Genomic DNA, 15,203 nt, shown 5'->3' with positions numbered 1-15,203 from the left:
GGTCCCGAAGCCACCCGCAGCGACCGACCAGCCCCGCGCACGCCGGTGCCGGCTCCCCCACCGCGGCCGGATCACGGTCATCGTCGCGGGTGGCGCCCGTCCGCGACGCCGACCACGTCACCGGGAGCATGGTGGTGGGCGGGGCTGGTGTGGATGGTCGCGGCGGACAGGCGGCGGACGTGGCGCAGCAGGTGGGCTTCGGCGGCGTGGGCGACGTCATGGGCGGCGCTCAGCGTCAGGTTCGCGGCGACGGTGACGTCGGCTTCGGCGCGCAGGGTGTGACCGATCCAGCGCAGCCGCAGCTCGCGGACGGTTTCGATGCCCTCGGTGTGCAGGAGGGTGGTGGTGGCTTCGGCGACCGTCTCGGGGTCGACGGCGTCCATGAGCCGGGCGCCGACGACGCGGGCGGCGCAGCGTAGGACCCCGAGGATCGCGACGGTGATGGCCAGGCCGACGACGGGATCGGCCCAGTGCCAGCCCGCGCCGACGCCGGCGGCGCCGAGCAGGACCGCGAGGCTGGTGAAGCCGTCGGTGCGGGCGTGCAGGCCGTCGGCGACGAGGGCGGCGGAGCCGATCTGGTGGCCGACCCGGATGCGGTAGCGGGCGACGATCTCGTTGCCGAGGAAGCCGACGAGCCCGGCGGCGGCGACGACGGCGAGGTGGTCGATGCGCTGGGGATGAAGCAGGCGGTCGATCGCGACCCAGGCGGCGAGCACACTCGACAGGGTGATCACCACGAGGACGACGAGGCCGGCGAGGTCTTCGGCGCGGCCGTAGCCGTAGGTGAACCGGGTGGTGGGCGGGCGGCGCGCGAGGGTGAAGGCGATGAGCAGCGGGACCGCGGTCAGCGCGTCGGCGACGTTGTGCAGGGTGTCGCCGAGCAGCGCGACCGACCCGGACAGCACCACCACGACGGCCTGCAGGACCGCGGTCAGGCCGAGACCGGCCAGGCTGATCAGAAGGGCACGGCGGCCGGCGGCGTCGGCTTCCAACGCGTCGTCGATCTGGTCGGCGCTGTCATGGCCGTGTCCCCCGGCCATGTCCGACAGGCCGTGGCGAAGCCGCGCCCACCGCCCGCCCGCGTGCTGGTCCTGCCCATCCTCGTGCCCGTGGCCACCGTGATGGTCGTGCGTGGGGAGCTCATGATGGTGGCCACTGTCCATGTCCCGCGACGATAGACGAAAACGATCAATGCGGCATGGTGGCAGCTGCCACCCCCTCGCACCTGCTCCGACGGTGCGTTCCGCGGGTCGCGCTGGCCACTCGGAGCGCTCGGACCGCGTGCGATGGCCACGTCGCTGCCCATCCCGCGGCCCGGCGGGCGGCTGACGGTTCGTCACCGGAACCAGTTCGGGACGATGCGTGCACATCCGTCCATCCCGTCCCGTCCCCTGCCGATAGGGTGACCATCTGGTGGCATTAGCGTGAGGGGGCAGGGCGATGGTGGACCCAGGTGCTGACACGGGCTCGGCGGGTAGGACGCTACGGACGGATCTGCCGCACCCGGCGCGGATGTATGACTACTACCTCGGCGGCAAGGACAACTTCCCGGCCGACCGGGAGGCCGCCGAGCTGGCGATCGCGGCGTTTCCGAACGCGCGGGTGACCGCCCGGGAGAACCGCGCCTTCATGACGCGGGCGACGCGTTACCTGGCCACGCAGGCAGGGATCGACCAGTTCCTCGACGTCGGGACGGGGATCCCGACGTCGCCGAACCTGCACGAGGTGGCCCAGAGCATCGTCTCCGAGGCCCGCGTCGTCTACGCCGACAACGATCCGATCGTGCTCACGCACGCCCGCGCCCTGCTCACCGGCACGCCGCAGGGCCGGACCGCCTACATCGACGCCGACATCCGCGACCCGGGCGCGATCCTCGACTCGCCCGAGCTGCGCGCAACCCTGGACCTGGCCCGCCCGGTCGCCCTGTCCCTCGTCGCGATCCTCCACTTCGTTGCCGACGAGGAGGATCCCCACGCGATCGTGCGTCGCCTCGTCGACGCGTTGCCGTCGGGGAGCTGGCTGGTCCTCACCCACGGGACCGGGGACTTCGACCCGGAAGCCGAGGAGTTCGCGGCCGCCTACCGCAAGCGTGGTCTGCCGTTCCAGCTCCGCACCCACACCCAGGTGGAACGCATGTTCGACGGGCTGGAGCTGGTCGAACCGGGCCTGCTCCTCGCGCACCACTGGCGGCCCGACGACGACCGGTCCACCTCCCTGCGCGACGCGCAGGTCGGCATCTACGGCGGGGTCGCCCGGAAATCGTGATCGTTGAGGGTGTGTGCCCACGCCTCGACGATCGAAGGAGCGTGCATGTCCGTGGCCCCGTTGCACCAGGTCCTGGCAGATAACCGCTATCCGGGGCGGGGCGTGCTGTGGGCGAGAACCCTCGACGGCGCGCTGCACGGCGGGTACTTCCTCACCGGACGCAGCGCCGCCTCCCAGGCCCGCAGGCTGCTGCGACAAGACGCAGAGCTGATCGTCGCAGCGACCGGCGCAGCCGCACACGATCCGCTGCGCCACTATGTGGCCGCCTGTGAACGCGGCGGCTGGCTCGTGTTCGGCAACGGAGAACAGGTCGCCGCGGTGGCGGACCGGCTGGAAGCGGGACAGCCGCCGGCAGCGGCACTCGACGGGCTGGACTACGAGCCCGACCCGCCGATCTTCACACCCCGGATCACCGTGGCGACGGATCTGCACGCGGCGCGGGGCGCCTGGTTCGGCGCCGCCCGTCGCAGCCGCGGCGCCCGGACGGCAACCGACGTGCTGATGCTCGCCGTCCGCGACCTGGAACCGGGGGATGTCGTGATGATGACGACGTACCGCTGCGACGGCCACGACATCGCGACTGGGGAGCCGTTCGTCGACACGCGGACCGCGGCGGCCGACCGGGAGGCGCTGCTGGCCGAGGTGTGGGATGCGCTGACCCCGCAGCTGCGCGTGGCGGCCGCGGTCTTCACACCGGGACAGCTCGCCGACGCCGCCATCCGCACCGCAATCCCCTGAAGCCGCGCCCATGACCACCGGTTCCACTGACCACCAGTTCCACCGGCCGCCGACCCTCGCGTAACCGGACGAGGACGGGTGAACGCCGACGCCGCGGAGGAGGACATTCAGAATGGGTGGTGAACAGTGATCAGTCCTGGTGACGTCGACTACGACCGACACGGTGGCGGCTACGCGACGCAACGGCGGACGGACCCGCGGATCGAAGCTCGGGTACATGCCGCCCTCGGGGACGCGCGTACCGTGCTCAACGTGGGGGCGGGTGCCGGATCGTACGAGCCGACGGATCGGTATGTGGTCCCGGTCGAACCGTCGGCCGCGATGCGCGCACAACGCCCCGGCGGCGTGGCGCCGGCGGTGAACGCCGCCGCCCAGGACCTGCCGTTCGACGACGACTCGTTCGACGCCGCGATGGCCATGGTGACCGTGCATCAGTGGTCCGACGTCCAGCGTGGGCTGCGGGAGCTGCGGCGGGTCAGCCGTGGTCCCGTCGTGGTGCTCACCTTCGACGGCGACGCGCTCGACCAGCTGTGGCTGGCGCAGTACACGCCGGAACTGGTCGCGGCCGACCGCCGCCGGTTTCCCGACATCAGCCTGGTCCGCGCGCTGATCGGTACACGGGTGCAGGTCGAGGCGGTGCCGATACCCCTCGACTGCGTCGACGGGTTCACCGAGGCCTTCTACGCCCGACCGGAGATGTTCCTCGATCCGGCGGTGCGCCGAGCGCAGTCGGTGTGGGGTTTCATCAGCGACGCCGACGAAACCCGGGCGGTCGACCACCTCCGGCGAGATCTTGATTCCGGGAGCTGGGATCAGCGACACGGGCACCTGCGGACCCAACCGGAGTTCGTCGGAGCCCTCAGACTCCTCACCGGCCATCCATAACGGGGCGACCGGCGGTCACCTGACCGGTTCGAGGCTGACAGCAAGATCGCGGATCTCCTGGTGGCCGCGGCCCTGGATCCAGACCTGGGTGCCGGCCCGCTCGAACCGCAGATGGCCCTGCTCGGGATCGTCCTCGGGCGACCACCAGCGCGCCGGGGTGCCGTCGGGCAACGCGATCGCGTCCCACTCCGCCGGGTCCGCCATCCCGGCCCCCCGAGACTGGACGAACCACAGCAGACGGCCGAGCGGGCGTCCCCCGGCGGGATGTGCCACCACCACGATCCCGTCCCCGTCCCCGTCCCCGTCAGTGTCAGTGTGGATGCTGCCGTAGTAGGCCGCGTCGCGCGGGCCGAGCAGGGTGAAGTCCGCCTCGCCGGCCAGCCCTGCCAGCGGCCGCGGCTGGTAGAAGGCCGATTCGGTGTCCTCAAGGACGCCGACGGTGTCCGGGTCGAAGCGGGCCGCGTCGAGCGGCCCACCGACCTGCGGGTCGCGCAGGGCGGGGAGACCGCGGCGGGCAGCCCACGCCCCACCTGGGTCGCCCTCTGCGCCGCGACGCGCGCCTCGTTGTCGACCCGCCAGTGAAGCTCGGCATGCAGAGAGGTCCACCGCTCGGCGCACGTGAACATCGCTTCCAGTGTGTCTCCCAACAGACTCATGACCAACACCGTGACACAGATGCGACGGACCGCACCGAGAGACGACCGCCAGCGTCATTGTGGGAAAGCCACAAGGACAGGGCGCCGACCTCGGCGCCACCAGAGCTGGGCCAGGCGCGGCGCGGCTGCGAAGGTGGACCCGACAACGGCAGCGGGACCAGGCATGACCGTCCCGCACCACCGCGCAGCGAACGGGAGACAGGCTGGTGCACGACAAGATCGTGGTCACGGGGATCGGTGCGATGACTCCGCTCGGAGGCGACCTCGACGACACCTGGAGCGGGCTGCTCGCGGGCCGTTCGGGCGTCACGGTCCTCGACGACGACTGGGCTCGGGACCTGCCCGTCCGCCTCGCCGCGCGGCTGCCCGTCGACCCCGGCGCGTCGCTGCCCCGCAAGGAAAGCCGCCGCCTCGACCGCTGCGAGCAGATGGCGATCGTCACCGCCCGCGAGGCCTGGGCGCACGCCGGGCGGCCCGGCGTCGACCCGACGCGCCTCGCCGTCGTCATCGGCACCGGCTACGGCGGGGTGGCCTCCACCCTCAGCCAGCACCGCATCGTCGAAGCCGGCAACGCCCGCAAGATGTCCCCCCACGCGATCATCATGCTGATGGCCAACGGGCCGGCCGCCTGGGTCAGCATCGACCTCGGCGCCCGCGCCGGCGCCCGCACCCCGATCAGCGCCTGCGCCTCAGGCGCCGAGGCGATCGCGGTCGGCATGGAGATGATCCAACACGACCTCGCCGACGTCGTCGTCGCCGGCGGCGTCGAGGCCGCCATCGACAACCTCCCCCTCGCCGCGTTCGCGCAGATGAGAGCGCTGTCGACCCGCCACGACGACCCCGAGGCCGCCTCCCGCCCCTTCGACGCCGACCGCGACGGCTTCGTCCTCGGCGAAGGCGCCGGCATCATCGTGCTCGAACGGGAGTCCTTCGCCGCCGCCCGCGGCGCCCGGGTCCACGCCGTCGCCGCCGGCGCCGCGGTCAACTCCGATGCCCTCGACATCGTCACCGCCGACCCCGCCGGGCAGTCCCGCGCCATCAGCACCGCCCTGATCCGGGCAGGCCTGGCCCCCACCGACATCGGCCTCGTGCATGCCCACGCCACCTCCACCCCCGTCGGCGACCCGCTCGAGGCCGCGGCGATCGCCGAGACCATCGGCACCCACCCGGCGGTCACCGCGACGAAGTCGATGACCGGCCACACCCTCGGCGCCGCCGGCGCCATCGGCGCGATCGCGACGATCTGCGCCCTGCGCGACGGCGCGATCCCCCCGGTGCGCAACCTCGACCGCCTCGACCCGGCGATCAAACTCGACATCGTCACCGGCGCCGCCCGCCACGACACCGTCCACGCCGCCGTGGCCAACGCGTTCGGCTTCGGCGGCCACAACGCCACCCTCGTGTTCACCACCGCCTGACGAGCGACCACGCCTGACGACCCACCACCGTCTGGCCTACGACCGTCTGGCCTACGACCGCCCGACCCACGACCGGGGCTGGTCGCGCCACCACGGCGGCCCCGCCCCCGCAGTCCGTCCCATCGGGCGCGGGGGCACGAGCGGCGCATTTATTTAGAGGTTGTCTCGGGTGGGGAGTTTCTGCCAGCAGGTGATCGCGGCGGCGAGGCAGAGGAACCCGAGGAAACTGTGGCCGCCTGCGTTCGTGGGCGATGCGGCGCCGGCGTGGGAAACGACTTTTTTCGCCCGCAGGCTGGCCGCGTCCACGATCACCGATGACCAGTCGACCTGCCCGGCGATCCCGTGGGCGTCGAGGATCGCCCGGTGCAGCCGGGGCCACACGCCCGCCGGTTCCAGGCCTGGAACCGGCGGTGCGCCTATGTACCCGGGCGACCACACAAGACGCGCTCTTATGCGCGGGATCCAACACCGTTGACGGTCACCGTGGCTGCCCACGCCGCGTCGGCGCTTTCACCCGCGTGGTCCTCACCCGTGAGGACGAACGATGTGTGCCTTCCTGGCCTGCGTGCCAGCGGATTTTGGGGTTCTGGCGCTATCGCCGATTCGTTTCCTTGGAATGCCCGCCCGGGCCGGGCGCAAGCCATCTCATTCAGTCATGCGCGGCATTTCTTCACGCTGACCACTGCGGCGCGTCGCTTCCGTGGTTCACGCGGACTTGATATTTTCCGCCGCGGCGGACGGACGCCCTGCTCTTGTGGCCTGTCGCGATCTCCCGTTTCTTGCATCACTTTTCGGAAGTTGAAGGACGTATGAGACCCTGCGTGCGGCGACACCTCATGATATCGATATCGATGCTGCTGGCCAGTTTTTCCTTCGTCATGCCGGCACTGGCCGAAACGGCGCCAACCCAGCCGATCACGGTCGGTCTCGGCAGCCACGGCACGGACCCGTCCGATGGACCAAACGCGAAGCAGCTCACGGTCGACACCTACAACCTGTATCTTGGCGCCGATCTCACTCCGATCATCACCGCCCCGGACCGGCAGGAGATGGTCCGTCGGACCAGGATCGCCTACGAGCACGTGCTGTGGGCCGACTTTCCGGCGCGGGCACGGGCGATCGCGCGGCTACTCGCCCGGCAGCGGCCCGACGTGCTCGGCCTGCAGGAGGTCGCGCTGTGGAAAGAGGGCCCGATCGGTGGTCCGCTGCGCACTACTGTCGATTACCTGCCCATCCTGCTGAAGGCGCTCGAGAAATACGGCCTGAACTACGAGGTCGCCGCGGAGAACACCAACTTCTCCGGCCAGTTGCCGATCAGCGCCACCAGACAGGTGAGCTTCACCGACCACGACGCGATTCTTGTGCGAACCGACACCCCCGGCCGGTGGCGAGTCAGCCATTCCGAGTCGCACGAGTACGTGGCTCGACTGACTGTCCCGACTGCGGCTGGGCCGTTCACGATTCCGTACGGCTGGTCGGCAGTCGACGTGACCGCTCGGGGCCGGACGGTACGAGTCGCCAACACCCATCTGGAGCCCACCAGCCCGCAGATCCGTAACGCCCAGGCGAACGAGCTTCATGCCGCACTCGCCACCGCGGCACACCCGGTGGTCCTGCTCGGCGATCTGAATTCGCCACCGAGTGACTCCGCCGGCCCGTATGGCCAGTTCACCCAGGGCGGATATACGGACGCGTGGGCGGCGATCCACGGCCCGGCCGGCGGCTTCACCGCCATGCAGATCGAGCTCGATGCTGTACCCTCGACCCTTGATCGGCGCATCGACTACGTGTTGTATCGACCCACGCATCCCGAGCACCCCGACCTCGAACAGGTCCGGGCGGCACGGGCGATTGTGATTGGCGACAAGCTGCGCGACCGGACCCCTTCCGGGCTGTGGCCCTCCGATCATGCGAGTGTCGTAGCCGCGCTCGCCATTTCCCGGCAACGGCATTACCCCCACAATGTTTCGGCGGCGCACCGGAACACGCGGAGCACCTTTAGTGGGTCCGTGGCGTAGGCGAGGTCCAGAGGTCCGGCCCGAACTGCTACCGGACGAGGTAGCTCTCGATGTGGTCGATCACCGCTGACACGGCCTGCCGGTAGGCGGTGCTCGACCGGCGGACCTGGGACAGCAGCATGCCGCCCTGGAGGGCGGCCAGCACGGCGGTGGCGAGCGCGGCGATATCGGCGCTCTCGCTCAGCTCGCCGCGTGCCTGCATGCGCGCGAGTCCCGAGCCGATCTCGCAGCCGCCTTCGCAGTACGAGAACACGACGGGACCGGTCCTGTCCCGTTCCTACCTCGAGTGGTTCTGGGGCGCCTACCTCAGCACCCCCGACCAGCGCGCCGACCCGCGGGTCTCACCGGCGCGCTGCGACGAACTGGCCGGGCTCCCGCCCGCCGTCATCCGCACGTATGCAGAGCAGGGGCCTGGCACGGGATCACCCGCGCTCCGGCCGGCGGCTTGCGGCGCTCGTGACCCTTCCTCAAAAGGGTTGGCGACGACATGCACGCTTCTGCCAGGGTGGACCGATGGTCGACGAGGTTCCCGACGGTGACGAGGTTCCCGACGGTCTGGTGCTGCGCCATCCCACCCCGGACGACCAGCGGCGTGTCCTGGCCGTCATGGACGCCTGGTGGGCGGGTTTTCAGGGCGACGCCGGGTCGCTGCAGCGCAGCCTGCTGCTCCCCCGGTTGTTCTTCCAGCACTTCACCGCCAGCAGCTTCCTGGTGGAACGCGACGACGGCCGCCTGGCGGCGTTCCTCATCGGGTTTGTGTCGCCGTCCCAGCCCGAGGTCGCCTACATCCATGTCGTCGGGGTCGATCCGTCGCTGCACCGCCGCGGTGTGGGCGCGCTCCTCTACCGGCGGTTCTTCCACCTGGCGGCCGCCCGGGGCTGCCGCCGGGTGCAGTGCGTCACCAGCCCCGGCAACACAGCCTCGCTGGCGTTCCACACCGGCCTCGGCTTCCAGATCGACCCCGGCGACACCACGATCGACGGTGTCGCCGTCCACCGCGACTACGACGGCCCCGGGCTTCCCCGCGTCGCCTTCACCCGGGAGCTCACCGACCGGGAGCTCACCGGCCCGACCTCGCCGCCCCCACCACCGGCGATCAGAGACGTGCGGGTCTGCTTCCTCGGGGATTCCTTCACCGCGGGTGTGGGCGATCCCGCCGGCCTGGGCTGGGTCGGCCGCCTGGCCGCACGCACCGAGAACAGGGCCCTGCAGCTCACCGCCTACAACCTCGGGATCCGCGGGAACACCTCGGCGCAGATACGGGCCCGGTGGCGCCAGGAGTGCCTCCCGCGCCTGTCCGAGGCGCCGCAGGCCCGGCTGGTGCTGTCGTTCGGCGTCAACGACATGACCCACGACGGCCAGGGCCTGCGTGTCCCTCCCGAGAGATCGGTGGCCAACCTGACGGCGCTGCTCACCGAAGCGCTGCCGACCCTGCCCGTCCTGATGGTCGGACCGCCGCCCTCGGGGGACCCGGGTAGAGACGAACGCGTCGCCGCACTCGACGAGCAGTACGCCCGTGTCTGCGCAGCGAAGGACGTTCCCTACATCACCGTGTTCGCCGCGCTGCAAGAGCAACCGTCCTGGCAGCAGGGGATCGCCGCCGGCGACGGCGCCCACCCCGCGGCGGCCGGCTACGAGCAGCTCACCCATCTCCTCGTCGACCCGTGGCGACGCTGGCTCGACGATCCCCGGTCCGGATGCCGGGAACGGTGAGTCGAAGTCGGTCAGCACCGCGCGGGCCAGCCGGTTGGCGGCCAGCACGTCGGTGCACCGACCGACGGTATCCGCACCTCATCCTCGACGGACACCCGGTAGTACGCCCTACCTCGGTGTCTGGAAGCCGCCGATCTTCTGCTCGAGCAGTTCGGCCAGCCGCAGCGGGGTGCGGTCCTCGAACATCGGACCGATGAGCTGCACTCCCACCGGCAGGCCATCGGGGGACCGGCCCGCGGGTATGGCGGTGGCAGGCAGGCCGGGCATGGTAGCCAGACCAGCCCAGACAAGCTGGTCGAAGTACGGGTACTCGACGCCGTCGATGTCGATCCGGCGTTCCCGCGGATCGGGGTTGTGGTCGTGACCGAACGCGGGAGTGGGCGTGATCGGACACACCACGGCGTCGAACTCGGCGAACAGCTGCCGCCAGCCGTGACGGTGGAGCTCTCGATGGTTGTTGGCCTCGATCCAGTCGCGGTGGCTGAACACCATGGCGCGCAGCCGCGCCGCGTCGAGACTCCGGTCGTCTGCGCTCAGTCCGGCGGCGCGGGTCCGCAGCTGCTCGTACGCCTCGACGGGAAAACGCGCGACAGAGCCCGAGAACAGCAACTGCGTGTAGAGCGTCGCGGCTTCGGTCAGGTCGGGCAGCAGCGCAGTGTGCCGTTCGACGCGGGCGCCGCCGTCGGCAAGTGCGTCGGCCACCCGGTTCACGCCCGCCCGCACAGCGAACCCGGTCGCAAGGAGCGGATGCTCGTCGAGGACCAGGACCCGGAAGTCGCCGAGCCGCTCGTGGCGCGCGGGCGGCAACGTCACGTCGTGCGCCACGCCGAGCGTCAGCGGGTCCGGTCCGGCCATGACGTCGAGCAGGAGCGCGAGGTCGCGGGCAGTGCGCGCCATCGGACCGACGACGGCGAGGTCGAAGTCGACCGGCAATGGCGGTGCCGGCGGCGCGACCATGCCGCGGGTCGCCGCCAGTCCGAGTGTCGGCTTGTGCGCGTAGATGCCGCAGAAATGCGCGGGGGTGCGCAGCGAACCGGCGAGGTCGGAGCCGATGGACAGCGCGCAGAATCCGGACGCCAGGGCCGCCGCTGATCCGCCGGAGGATCCGCCCGGCGTGCGATCGTGATCCCACGGATTGTTGGTGGTGCCGTAGATCTCGTTGAAGCTCTGGATATCCTGCAGCCCCAGGGGCACATTGGTCTTACCCAGCACCACCGCGCCCGCGGCCTTGAGCCGCGCCACCTGTACCGCGTCCTCGGCCGGCACGTAGTCCCGGTGCGCCGGCATGCCCCAGGTCGTGGGCAGCCCAGCCATGTTGTAGGACTCTTTGACCGTCACCGGAATACCGAGCAGCGGCCGGACCTCGCCGCGGGCGCGCGCCTGGTCGGCACCGCGCGCGGCGGCCCGCGCACGGTCGAAGTCCGGCACACAGATCGCGTTGATCACCTTGTCGTCGCGCTCGATACGGGCGATCGCCTCATCGGTCAGTTCCGCCGAGGTCACTTCACCGGCACGCAATGCGGCCGCCAGCTCTTCGGCCGTCCGAAAACTCCACTCCATGAATCCGACGCTACCGGCCTCCGAAGAAGGTCATGAAATGCCGCTTCGCGCAACAGAAAATTCGCCGCGTTGGCGGCGGCGGAGTGCACGCGGGTGTTCTCCGATTCCGTCCCACCGGCCAGACCACCTGACCCGGACGAATCCCGACCCGCCCGAATCGGAAACTCAGACCGTCCGCTCGGGTAGCGAGGCGGCGCGGGACCGCCGGGAACGCCGGGAACGGCCACCACCCGGTGCTTCACCACCGCCGCGAGGGTCGCCAGCACCGGGTGCGCCATCGGGTACGCCGCCGCCACCGCCGCCACGGCGTGGCTCGCCGGCCGCCCGGTCCGCGCCCAGACCGCGGGCGATGCCGCACGGATCGTCATGCGGGGGGGTGCACGGCTCGCACTCGGACTCGATCGTCACATGGGTGATGGCGTACCGCTCGGCGAGCATCGCCTTGATCCCATCCGACACCGCCCGTGCCTGCGCGAGGCTGGGATGACCGTCGTGCGCACCGTCGAGATGACCCAGCTCCAGATGCACCGACGCGGCGAACACCCGGTCGGACAGGCTCCACACATGCAGGTCATGCACGTCGAGGACATGGGTGTCGCGCAGGATGTCCGCGCGCACCGCGGCGACGTCCAGGCTTTCCGGCGTCGACTCCAGCAGCACCCGCGACGCACTGACCAGCAGCTTCACCCCCTGCCCGGCAATCAGCAGGGCGATCAGCAGCGACACCAGCGGGTCCAGCCAGTACCAGCCGCCGACCAGCCAGATCACCAGACCCGACGCGGCGACCGCCACCGACACCGCCGCGTCCCCGACCAGATGCAGCACGGCCGCGCGGATGTTCAGGTCGGCATCGCGTTCGTGGATGACCAGGGCGCTCGTCGCGTTGACGACCGCGGCCGCCAGCGCGACGGCGACGACCACCGGGCCGTCGACCGGACCGTGCTCGCCGAGGCGGCGCAACGACTCGACCGCCAGCAGTGCCGTCACCACCAGCACCGCCGCGGCGTTCGCCTGTGCGGCGAGCACCGGCCAACGCACCCCGCCGAACGTGCGCCGCGCCGACGGCGGACGCCGTGACAACGCCAACGCCACCAGCGCAAGCACCACCCCGGCCGTGTCGGTCAGGTTGTGCCCGGCGTCGGCGAGCAGGCCGACGGACCCCGCGGCGAAGCCGGCCACCGCCTGCCCGACGACGATCGCGAGATTCAACCCCGCCGCCAGCCACAACCGCCGCCGCTGACGCGCACTGCCCCGCCCCGCCGTCACCCCATGCCCGTGGTGTGAGTGCCCGTGGCCACGGTGCTCGTGCGCGTCGTGGCCGTGCCCCGAATCGGGGGCCGGGCCGGTATCACGCGCAGGGGCGGCGACATGGCTGTGGCGGTCATGGTCGTGGTCATGGTCGTGGCGGTCGTGGTCGGACGCCGTCATGACTTGCTCACACCTGCCAGGGAGGCCCCGGCGGGTGTGAGCACCGCGGCCTCCGTCGGCCCCCCCGAGGCCGCGACGACCGGTTCCACCGCCGCCCGGGTACCGCCGCCGGGGTGGACGTGCTCGGTGTCGACGGCGAGGACGACGTCGAGCAGGTCGTCCAACGCGTGGCGCAGCTTGTCGTCGGCGAGCTCGTAACGCTGGCGGCGACCCTCCGGGGTGGCGACGACCAGCCCGCAGCCGCGCAGGCAGGCGAGATGGTTGGACAGGTTCGTGCGGCCCACGCCGAGGATCTCGGCCAGCTCCGACGGGTAGGCCGCGCCGGCCCGCAGCACCAGCAGCAGCCTGGCCCGGGTCGGGTCGGACAGCGCGTGACCGAACCGGGCGAGCACTTCAGCCTGGGAAGCGACCTTGACCATGCCCCAACGGTACAGCGAACGCTGACATCAGCCAATCCTGACCTGTTGCCTCACGGTAGCGGGCCGCAGGTCCCGGCGCCCACCGCCCTCGTGCCCTTCCACAGGCGACCGTCTGACCGGCGAGCGTCTGACTTCCTTGAAGTGCCTCGGCGCCGGGGTCAGGCGTCGAACAGGGCGCTGACGGACTCGCCGTTGTGGATGCGGCGGATCGCCTCGGCCAGCGGCGGAGCGACCGTGAGCACCTCCAGCTTCGGCACCCTGTCCCCCAGCGGGATCGGCACCGTGTTCGTGCACACGATCTCCACCACCTCCGGCTGGTCGGAGATCCGCTTGAGCGCCCCGGCGGAGAACAGCCCGTGCGTGCACGCCACCCGCACCGAGCGCACGTCGAGCTCGCGGAGCCGCTCGAGCAGCTCCAACACCGTGCTGCCCTTGGCGATCTCATCGTCGAGGACGATGACGTCGCGGCCGGCCACATCCCCGATGACGGTGCTGATGCTCACCCGGTCGTCGGCGAAACGCTGCTTGGCTCCGGCCGCGACCCGCACCCCGAGCATCCGCGCGAACGCCGCCGCCTCCTTGGCGTTACCGAGGTCCGGCGACACCACCGTCGTGTTCGACAGGTCGTGGCGGCGGAAGTGCTTGGCGAGCTCCCGCAGCGCGTGCAGATGATCGACGGGGACGCTGAAGAAACCGTGCACCTGCGGGGAGTGCAGCGTCATCGCCAGCACCCGGCTCGCCCCGGCGGCCACGAGCAGGTCCGCGACGAGCCGACCGCCGATCGAGATCCGCGGCGCGTCCTTCTTGTCCGAGCGGGCGTAGGCATAGTGCGGCAGCACCACCGTCGTGCGCGCCGCCGACGCCCCGCGCGCCGCGTCCAGCATCAGCAGCAGCTCGACGAGGTTCTCCTGCACCGGCGCGACCAACGGCTGGATGAGGAAGACGTCGCGCTCCCGGCAGTTCGCCGGCAGCTGCACCTCCAGGCAGTCGTTCGCGAACCGCTGGACCCGCACCCGGTGCAGCGGCACGTCCAGGTGCGCGCAGATCTCCTCGGCGAGGGTGGGATGGGCACTGCCGCTGAAGACCGCGATGTCTCGCACGAACCGCTCCCTGTTCTCTTTTCGCGGGCCGGCTGGCATCGTCGCCTGGGCCGGCCGGCGTCGATTGTCGCTGGCGCAGACGACGGCATGGCCGACGCCCTAGTCGATTGCTCCGGATGTTACCGATCCCGGCGCGCCGACGGCGGGCTCAGGCGGCGCGCAGGGCTTCGCGCAGCCGCACCCGCGTCCCCGAACGCTTCACCGCGTTGCCGTACACCCGCCCGGCCAGCCAGACCAGCACCGCGATCCACACCAGGCTCAACGCCAGCGCAAGCAGCACCTGCCAGACCGCCACGCTGCCGATCCCGATCACCATCGGCATCAGGATCGGGGCGAACAACGGAACGATCGCCAGCACGAGAATCAGGCCGCTGTCCGGTGTCGACGGCAGCACCGAGATACCCAGCACATAGGGAATGATGATCATCGAGATCATCGGGGCGGTCACCCCGCCGGCGTCCTCCTGGCGCGACACCAGCGCCCCGGCCGCGGCGAACATCAGCGCGTACATCGCGAACCCGACCAGGTACCACAGCAGCGACAACGCCACCGACCCCACGGCGATCCCCGCCGGAATGCCCAGATCCCCGGTGGCCAGCCCCAACCCGACCCCGACCACGCCGATCAGCACGAGCTGGCCGAGGGCCACCACGCCGATCCCGAGCACCTTGCCCGCCATCAGCTGCCACGGGCGGATGACGGCCAGCAGCAGCTCCACCACCCGGCTCGTCTTCTCCTCGATGACGCTCTGCGCCACCGCCGGACCGAAGATCAGCAGCGAGATGTAGATGAGACCACCCGCGAGCAGCCCGAGCAGCAGCCGGGACCCGTCCCGCTCGGGCTCGGGGTGCAGCGCGGTGACGTCGACGCCCGCCGTCGCAACCGCCCGGCCCACCATTGCCGGATCCCCGCCGAGCGCGGAGATCTGCCCCTCCAACGCCGCCTGGCGGGCCGCCACCGTCAGCACGGACGTCAGCGAATCCCCCAGATCGGAGTCCACCAC

General features: G+C 71.1%; 16 protein-coding genes. 7 read left to right on the top strand and 9 right to left on the bottom strand.

Annotated elements, in window-relative coordinates:
- Positions 1 to 77: 77 nt before the first annotated feature.
- Positions 78 to 1,163, bottom strand: a complete 1,086-nt coding sequence (locus tag NBZ83_RS12445; RefSeq protein ID WP_261568836.1) for a cation diffusion facilitator family transporter — start codon at positions 1,161 to 1,163, stop codon at positions 78 to 80.
- A 277-nt stretch (positions 1,164 to 1,440) separates the two neighbouring features.
- Between NBZ83_RS12445 and NBZ83_RS12440 the strand changes: the two genes are divergently transcribed.
- From NBZ83_RS12440 to NBZ83_RS12430, 3 genes are all read left to right on the top strand, one after another.
- On the top strand, positions 1,441 to 2,265 hold the full coding sequence (locus tag NBZ83_RS12440) for an SAM-dependent methyltransferase (RefSeq protein ID WP_261568837.1): 825 nt from the start codon (positions 1,441 to 1,443) through the stop codon (positions 2,263 to 2,265).
- 45 nt (positions 2,266 to 2,310) lie between these two features.
- Complete coding sequence (locus NBZ83_RS12435) at positions 2,311 to 3,003, top strand: IMP cyclohydrolase (protein WP_261568838.1); 693 nt, start codon at positions 2,311 to 2,313, stop codon at positions 3,001 to 3,003.
- 126 nt (positions 3,004 to 3,129) lie between these two features.
- A complete protein-coding gene (locus NBZ83_RS12430) occupies positions 3,130 to 3,888 on the top strand; it encodes a class I SAM-dependent methyltransferase (RefSeq protein ID WP_261568839.1) in 759 nt (252 codons plus the stop codon).
- Between the two features lie 15 nt (positions 3,889 to 3,903).
- On the opposite strand, the gene NBZ83_RS12425 is transcribed toward NBZ83_RS12430, so the two are convergent.
- On the bottom strand, positions 3,904 to 4,494 hold the full coding sequence (locus NBZ83_RS12425; RefSeq protein WP_261568840.1) for a hypothetical protein: 591 nt from the start codon (positions 4,492 to 4,494) through the stop codon (positions 3,904 to 3,906).
- A 253-nt stretch (positions 4,495 to 4,747) separates the two neighbouring features.
- Between NBZ83_RS12425 and NBZ83_RS12420 the strand changes: the two genes are divergently transcribed.
- The gene (locus NBZ83_RS12420) at positions 4,748 to 5,962 is read left to right on the top strand and encodes a beta-ketoacyl-[acyl-carrier-protein] synthase family protein (RefSeq protein ID WP_261568851.1); all 1,215 of its coding nucleotides are present in this window, start codon (positions 4,748 to 4,750) and stop codon (positions 5,960 to 5,962) included.
- Between the two features lie 153 nt (positions 5,963 to 6,115).
- Here the strand turns inward: NBZ83_RS12420 and NBZ83_RS34320 are convergent, their stop codons facing one another.
- Positions 6,116 to 6,343: a hypothetical protein gene (locus tag NBZ83_RS34320; RefSeq protein WP_261568841.1), complete on the bottom strand. Its 228-nt coding sequence runs from the start codon at positions 6,341 to 6,343 to the stop codon at positions 6,116 to 6,118.
- Between the two features lie 470 nt (positions 6,344 to 6,813).
- Between NBZ83_RS34320 and NBZ83_RS12410 the strand changes: the two genes are divergently transcribed.
- The gene (locus tag NBZ83_RS12410) at positions 6,814 to 7,980 is read left to right on the top strand and encodes an endonuclease/exonuclease/phosphatase family protein (RefSeq protein WP_261568842.1); all 1,167 of its coding nucleotides are present in this window, start codon (positions 6,814 to 6,816) and stop codon (positions 7,978 to 7,980) included.
- A gap of 28 nt (positions 7,981 to 8,008) precedes the next feature.
- Here NBZ83_RS12410 and NBZ83_RS12405 read toward each other — a convergent pair whose 3' ends face one another.
- Positions 8,009 to 8,233: a hypothetical protein gene (locus NBZ83_RS12405; RefSeq protein ID WP_261574988.1), complete on the bottom strand. Its 225-nt coding sequence runs from the start codon at positions 8,231 to 8,233 to the stop codon at positions 8,009 to 8,011.
- Here NBZ83_RS12405 and NBZ83_RS33800 point away from each other — a divergent pair.
- Together NBZ83_RS33800 and NBZ83_RS12400 are read left to right on the top strand one after the other, a co-directional pair.
- A complete protein-coding gene (locus tag NBZ83_RS33800) occupies positions 8,181 to 8,519 on the top strand; it encodes an alpha/beta hydrolase fold domain-containing protein (RefSeq protein ID WP_368861840.1) in 339 nt (112 codons plus the stop codon). The genes NBZ83_RS12405 and NBZ83_RS33800 overlap by 53 nt on opposite strands.
- Positions 8,494 to 9,693, top strand: a complete 1,200-nt coding sequence (locus NBZ83_RS12400) for a GNAT family N-acetyltransferase (protein ID WP_261574986.1) — start codon at positions 8,494 to 8,496, stop codon at positions 9,691 to 9,693. Before NBZ83_RS33800 ends, NBZ83_RS12400 begins: the two co-directional genes overlap by 26 nt.
- 108 nt (positions 9,694 to 9,801) lie before the next feature.
- Here NBZ83_RS12400 and NBZ83_RS12395 read toward each other — a convergent pair whose 3' ends face one another.
- The 5 genes from NBZ83_RS12395 to NBZ83_RS12375 all read right to left on the bottom strand — a co-directional run.
- A complete protein-coding gene (locus NBZ83_RS12395; protein WP_261568845.1) occupies positions 9,802 to 11,253 on the bottom strand; it encodes an amidase in 1,452 nt (483 codons plus the stop codon).
- Between the two features lie 165 nt (positions 11,254 to 11,418).
- Positions 11,419 to 12,681, bottom strand: coding sequence for a cation diffusion facilitator family transporter (locus NBZ83_RS12390; RefSeq protein ID WP_261568846.1), 1,263 nt, complete (start codon positions 12,679 to 12,681; stop codon positions 11,419 to 11,421).
- Positions 12,678 to 13,100, bottom strand: a complete 423-nt coding sequence (locus NBZ83_RS12385; protein ID WP_261574985.1) for an ArsR/SmtB family transcription factor — start codon at positions 13,098 to 13,100, stop codon at positions 12,678 to 12,680. Before NBZ83_RS12385 ends, NBZ83_RS12390 begins: the two co-directional genes overlap by 4 nt.
- 158 nt (positions 13,101 to 13,258) lie before the next feature.
- The gene (locus NBZ83_RS12380) at positions 13,259 to 14,200 is read right to left on the bottom strand and encodes a ribose-phosphate diphosphokinase (protein WP_261568848.1); all 942 of its coding nucleotides are present in this window, start codon (positions 14,198 to 14,200) and stop codon (positions 13,259 to 13,261) included.
- 148 nt (positions 14,201 to 14,348) lie between these two features.
- Positions 14,349 to 15,203: ABC transporter permease (locus NBZ83_RS12375; RefSeq protein WP_261574984.1), on the bottom strand; the 855-nt coding region annotated here is incomplete at its 5' end.

It is taken from the genome of Frankia gtarii (assembly GCF_025403375.1).
Taxonomy (GTDB): Bacteria; Actinomycetota; Actinomycetes; order Frankiales; family Frankiaceae; genus Frankia; species Frankia gtarii.
Note: the sequence above shows the minus strand (reverse complement) of the source record. Positions and strands in the feature narration are given on the sequence as shown.